The 5,664-nt window shown below is 56.0% G+C and carries 7 protein-coding genes; all 7 read left to right on the top strand.

Annotation, left to right across the window (positions count from 1 at the left end; translation table 11 throughout):
• The coding region (locus tag VMU57_RS22435; RefSeq protein ID WP_325387515.1) for a sensor histidine kinase at positions 1–778 on the top strand (778 nt) is incomplete at its 5' end.
• Positions 775–1,149 (top strand): response regulator, encoded by a 375-nt coding sequence (locus VMU57_RS22430; protein ID WP_325387513.1) that lies wholly within the window; start codon positions 775–777, stop codon positions 1,147–1,149. The genes VMU57_RS22435 and VMU57_RS22430, both read left to right, overlap by 4 nt.
• Before the next feature lie 84 nt (positions 1,150–1,233).
• Positions 1,234–1,881 carry a response regulator transcription factor gene (locus VMU57_RS22425; RefSeq protein WP_325387511.1) on the top strand — a complete coding sequence of 216 codons (648 nt, stop codon included), beginning with the start codon at positions 1,234–1,236 and terminating at the stop codon, positions 1,879–1,881.
• 205 nt (positions 1,882–2,086) lie between these two features.
• Positions 2,087–2,809 (top strand): SDR family oxidoreductase, encoded by a 723-nt coding sequence (locus tag VMU57_RS22420; protein ID WP_325387509.1) that lies wholly within the window; start codon positions 2,087–2,089, stop codon positions 2,807–2,809.
• On the top strand, positions 2,803–3,291 hold the full coding sequence (locus VMU57_RS22415; protein WP_325387507.1) for a RidA family protein: 489 nt from the start codon (positions 2,803–2,805) through the stop codon (positions 3,289–3,291). Before VMU57_RS22420 ends, VMU57_RS22415 begins: the two co-directional genes overlap by 7 nt.
• 51 nt (positions 3,292–3,342) lie before the next feature.
• Positions 3,343–4,482 (top strand): nitronate monooxygenase, encoded by a 1,140-nt coding sequence (locus VMU57_RS22410; RefSeq protein WP_325387505.1) that lies wholly within the window; start codon positions 3,343–3,345, stop codon positions 4,480–4,482.
• Between the two features lie 238 nt (positions 4,483–4,720).
• A complete protein-coding gene (locus tag VMU57_RS22405; protein ID WP_325387503.1) occupies positions 4,721–5,584 on the top strand; it encodes an alpha/beta hydrolase in 864 nt (287 codons plus the stop codon).
• Positions 5,585–5,664 lie beyond the last annotated feature (80 nt).

The raw sequence follows: 5,664 nt of genomic DNA, 5'->3' as shown, positions 1-5,664 counted from the left end.
TGCTCATGTCGCACGGGTCACGAGTCTCGGTGCCTTGACGGCATCCATCGCACATGAGGTCAACCAGCCGCTTTCGGGAATCGTTACCAACGCCAGCACATGTCTGCGCATGTTGGCTGCCGATCCACCCAACATCGATGGCGCGCGTGAAACCGCCCGGCGCACGATTCGCGACGGTAACCGAGCGTCGGAGGTCATCACGCGGCTGCGCGCTCTTTTCAGCAAGGAGGACATCACAACCGAACGAGTAGATCTCAATGAGGCTACGCAGGAGGTGATTGCACTTTCATTGGGTGAACTTCAGGGAAACCGTGTGTTGCTGAGGTCGGAACTTGCCAACCACCTCCCGCCAGTCGTCGGCGATCGAGTTCAGCTTCAACAAGTCATCCTGAACCTGCTCCGTAATGCCCTCGATGCGATGAGTGCCGTCGAAGACCGCCCAAGGCAGTTGGTCATCCGAACCGAACAAGACGAAAGCGATTCCGTTCGTTTGACCATGCAGGATACGGGCATCGGCATCGACTCACAGAATCTGGACAGGCTTTTTGACGCGTTCTATACCACCAAGAGTGCCGGTATGGGGATGGGTCTATCCGTATGCCGCTCCATCATCGAGCGTCATCGTGGTCACCTCTGGGCCGCACTCAATGACGGTCCGGGAGCTACGTTTTCATTTTCTATTCCCCGGGGATTCGAAGGTGGTGCGGGCACCCATAACCTTGGCGCGATTCGGGCGTCCGCTGTGGCAAATGCAGCGAAAGTCATGAGGAAGTCGTGAAAATCAATTGTGCGCTCATATCGGTGGTCGATGACGATGAGTCTGTGCGCGAGTCGCTGCCCGACCTGCTGAGGGAGTTTGGTTTCGTGGCAAGAGCCTTCTCGTCTGCCGAAGAGTTCCTCGCGTCCGATTCTGTCGGCCAGACCAAGTGTCTGATCCTGGACATCGCTATGCCGGGGATGAGCGGGCCCGATCTACAGCGCGAATTGGCCCGGCGCCGGCAAGAGATCCCAATTGTCTTCATCACGGCCCATAGCAGCGAGGCTATTCGTCCCCGTCTGCTCAAAGAGGGCGCGGTCGAATGCCTGATCAAGCCATTCAGTGACACAGCTCTTCTGGTGGCGATCAATGCCGCACTTCACGTGAAATGAGCGATTCATAAGGTGCTCTGTGCCTTGCCGGTAATATACTTAGGTCAAGCCAGCGCACGCGCCAATGAACAGAGGTCAAAACGCATGCTGCAAGCCACCCCAATCGTATTCATAGTTGACGACGACATATCGGTGCGCGAGTCGTTGGAGTTGCTGATACAAACTGCGGGGTGGCAGACGCAAGTATTTTCCTCGGCAGAGGAGTTTCTCGCGTGCCCGCGAGCGAGCGTACCGAGTTGTCTGGTGTCTGACGTGAATCTGCCCGACCTGAATGGTCTCGAGTTGCAGAGGCGTATGGCCGGCGATCGAATCCACATGCCAATCATTTTCATCACCGGTTTCGGTGATATCCCGATGACCGTTCAGGCCATGAAGGCGGGAGCGATCGAGTTCCTGACCAAGCCATTCGGAGATGAAGTAATACTCGATGCGATCCGGAACGCAATCCAGCGAAGCCGAGCCGCTCTCGGGCGCGAAGCAGAGATGCATGATCTTCGAGAATGTTATGCATCGCTGACCCCACGCGAACAGGAAGTCATGGCATTGGTTGTTTCGGGCATGTTGAACAAGCAGGTTGGGGACGAACTCGACATCAGCGAAATCACCGTGAAGGCTCACCGAGGCAAGGTGATGAATAAGATGAAGGCCGATTCTCTTCCCGACCTGGTGAACATGGCCTCCAGACTGCGCCTGCCGCGCCCGCAAAGGGCAGATTCAAAAGCGACTAGATAATTCACCTTTTCTTAAACCGCTTGATTCCTCGGGAACGCAGCGAACGAATGTTCCCGCTTAGACTCGGCTGGCATTGAAGAGCTCCTCGTATGCCTTCCAATACTTAAGTATCGACCGACACCATCGTCTAATAGTTTCGAGATCGCCCCTGTGATTTCATCACTTCATCGCCTCCGACATCTTCGGAGAAGCGGAGGAGTGAAGCATGGCAGAACATAAGACAGTCATAGTAACCGGCGCGTCACAAGGCATCGGTGCAGCCGTAGTCCGAGCGTTTCTTGATCGGGGCTATAACGTTGTAGCAACCTCGCGAAGCGTTTCCAAGGCCGGCTTCCTGCCGTCCCCAAACCTCGCATTTGTAGACGGAGACATCGGTCAGGCAGCTACGGCTGAGAAAGTGGCTCAGACCGCGATCAGTGCGTTTGGCTCCATCGACCATGTGGTCAATAATGCGGGACTCTTCTCGGCCAAGCCCTTCACGGACTACACCGCCGAGGACTTTCGTGCCCTGGTCTCGACGAATCTGGAAGGGTTCATTTTCATCACGCAGTTGGCAGTGAAGCAGATCCTTTCGCAAGGTACCGGAGGCAGCGTAACGAGCATCACCACATCGCTTGTCGAGAACCCAATCTCGATCCTTACGGCTTCCATTCCCATGATCACCAAGGGCGGACTCGATGCAATCACCCGCAGTTTGGCAAGCGAATACGCAAAGCGCAACATCCGCTTCAACGCGGTTGCCCCCGGCCAGGTGGATACGCCGCTTCACAAGAATAATCCGAAGGACTTCCTGAAGAGTCTTTCGCCAATGGGTACCATTTCCGACCCGAAGGACATCGCAGATGCGGTCGTCTTTCTCGCGGAAGCGCGTCATGTTACCGGGGAGGTGCTGCACGTGGACGGCGGTGCGCACGCTGGCCGGTGGTAGCCCGTAATGCTCTGCAACTGGGCGGTGTCGACCACCGCCTACAGGCTCTTGGCATCGAGCTTCCGGCTCCCCCCACACCATTTGGAACTTACGTTGAGGCTGTCCAGACAGGCAACCTGCTTTTCCTCAGCGGCATGCTCCCGGTTGTTGACCACAAGCCAAAGTACGTTGGCCGGCTTGGAAATGAACTCACAGTCGAAGATGGACGGGATGCTGCCTACACCGCGGCTCTCGGCGCGCTAGCTGCGGCGAAAGATTACCTTGGCTCACTCGACCGAATAACTCGTGTTGTTCGCCTTGGCGTGTTCATCGCAACCTCCGGGGACTTCTTTGACCAGCCCAGAGTCGCAGATGGCGCATCGGATCTCTTTCGGGATGTCTTTGGCAGCGAAAAGACAGCGGTTCGACTGGTTATTGGTGTTGCCAGCCTTCCCATCGGGGTTCCAGTTGAGCTGGAAGTCATCTTGGAAGTCGCAGAGTAGTGTGTGTCTGCAGAGCTCAGGCACTCACTGGCCACGAATTAGAGGACAGTTATGAAAGAACGGTTAGTCAGTACGGAGGCACCCTGGAAAGAGACTCGAGTCTCTTCAACCTTGGGAATCAAGTACCCAGTCATCCAGGGTCCTCTGGGCGGGCTCTCGACGCAGCGATTGACTGCAGCCGTTTCGGATTTTGGCGGCCTTGGCTCTTTCGGTGCGCATAGTCTAAGCCCTTCGGCAATCAAAGACGTGATCGATGAGATCCGTACACTCACTACAAACCCATTCGCGATCAATCTGTGGGTCTCGATGGAAGGCGAGGGCGCACGCTCTTCTGGATCTGAAGCGTTTGGGCGCGCCCTGTCGCACTTGGCTGGGCATATCAGATCCCTGGGCGGCACTTTGCCGGCATATAAAACCTATGTTCCGGTGTGTTTCGAGGACCAGGTCCGAGTCTTAATCGATGCAAGAGTTCCCGTCTTCAGCTTCATTTGCGGAGTTCCACCAAGGGAAGTTATCGATGAATGTCGTGGACAGGGAATACTTACAATGGGAACGGCTACGACGCCTGACGAAGCCATTGCTCTTGAACAGGCCGGAGTAAACGTCATCGTTGCATCGGGATTCGAAGCGGGCGGCCATCGCGGCTCGTTCCTGCACTCCGCCGAAGAGTCCCTTACTGGAACGTTCTCTCTCATACCTCAAGTCGTCGACGCTGTCTCTGCTCCTGTGGTCGCTGCCGGAGGTATCGCCGACGCTCGCGGAATCGTCGCCGCTTTTGCGCTTGGAGCAGAAGGCGTTCAACTGGGAACGGCGTTTCTGGCCAGTGACCAGTCCGGCGCCAGCGTCCTTCATCGCAGCGCTTTACTGAGTGGAAGGGCGCGCCGAACTGCGTTGACGCGCGGCTTTACAGGACGCTTGGCGCGCGGAATTCATAACCAGTTGCTCGAAGAACTCAATCGCCCTGGAGTCGAGATTCTTCCTTATCCGCTGCAGCGCGCTCTCGTGCGAAATCTTTCAATTGTTGCCGAGCAGGCTTCCAACCCGGAATTCCTTCCGTTGTGGGCAGGACAGAGTGCGAGCCTCTCGCGGGAAACCGATGCGACAGTACTGCTGCAAAAGCTCGTATCCGGCATTTCCGGAGTTGCAGCCCCGATTTTGGAGTGGGCTTGTGAATGGGAGGACAAATGCTGACTTCCATCACGATGTTTCTACAAGAGTTGAATGCGTGGAGAATGGCCGTTCCACTTGACTCAAATGGCCAGCTTGGCCGTCCCTTTCCAATCGACAAGGGCCAGCGCGAACCGGCCGGGCCGCAGTTTCGAACGCAATCGCGAAGTATGCAGTCAATGCAATCTTTCGAGCCCTCGCTTTGCTGGTGCTCCTTATGCTCTCCAGCGCAGTTATGCAGGCTCAAGAAAAGGGAATCCAAATGGAACAGAGCATCAGCTATCGCTCAGTGAAGGTCGATGGACTCTCCGTCTTCTACAGGGAAGCGGGGCCGAACAGCGCTCCCACCATTCTTCTTCTGCACGGTCTTCCTTCATCTTCGCGTATGTTTCAACCGCTGTTGACGCGGCTTGCAGACAAATACCACTTGGTCGCACCCGACTATCCGGGTTTCGGACACAGCGACTGGCCCGATCCCAGGCAATTTGACTACACCTTCGACCACCTTGCCATTGTGATGGACCACTTTACGGAGGCGCTTGGTCTGTCGCACTACACGCTCTTCATGCAGGACTACGGTGGACCGGTCGGATTCCGCATGGCATTGGCACATCCGGGTCGTGTCCGGGCTCTGATCGTCCAGGATGCAGTCGCACACAATGAAGGCCTGGGAGCGAACTGGGCAACGCGGCGGGCCTTCTGGGCAGACAGGCCGGCTTATGAAGAAGCTCTGCGCAAGAACCTATTGTCGCTTGCCACGACAAAGACGCGTCACATCGGGGACGATCCGAACGTTGAGCTTTATGACCCGGATCTATGGACCGATGAGTATGCATTTCTAAATTCACCCGGTCAGGCGCAGATTCAAAGCGATCTGTTCTACGACTACCGAACGAACGTCGACGCATATCCCAAATGGCAGGCATGGATGCAGAAAACGCAGCCAAGGCTTTTGGTCATCTGGGGTAAGCATGACCTTTCGTTCGACCTGGGCGAGCCGGAACGTTATCGGAAGGACGTACCGGATGCAGAGATTCACGTGCTTGACGCGGGACATTTCGCTTTGGATACCAAAGCCGACGAAATCGCTTCTTTGGTGCGCGAGCTTATGAGGACGCAGAACTAGTCATCGATTTGTACGCCTCCTGTATCTCAGGAGGGAAGCAAACCTGAAAGGAGACGAGTTTTATGGCAAGCTCGACGGCA

The sequence above is a fragment of the Edaphobacter sp. genome, assembly GCF_035532915.1.
Classification (GTDB): domain Bacteria; phylum Acidobacteriota; class Terriglobia; order Terriglobales; family Acidobacteriaceae; genus Edaphobacter.
This window is presented reverse-complemented; position numbering and strand designations above follow the sequence as displayed.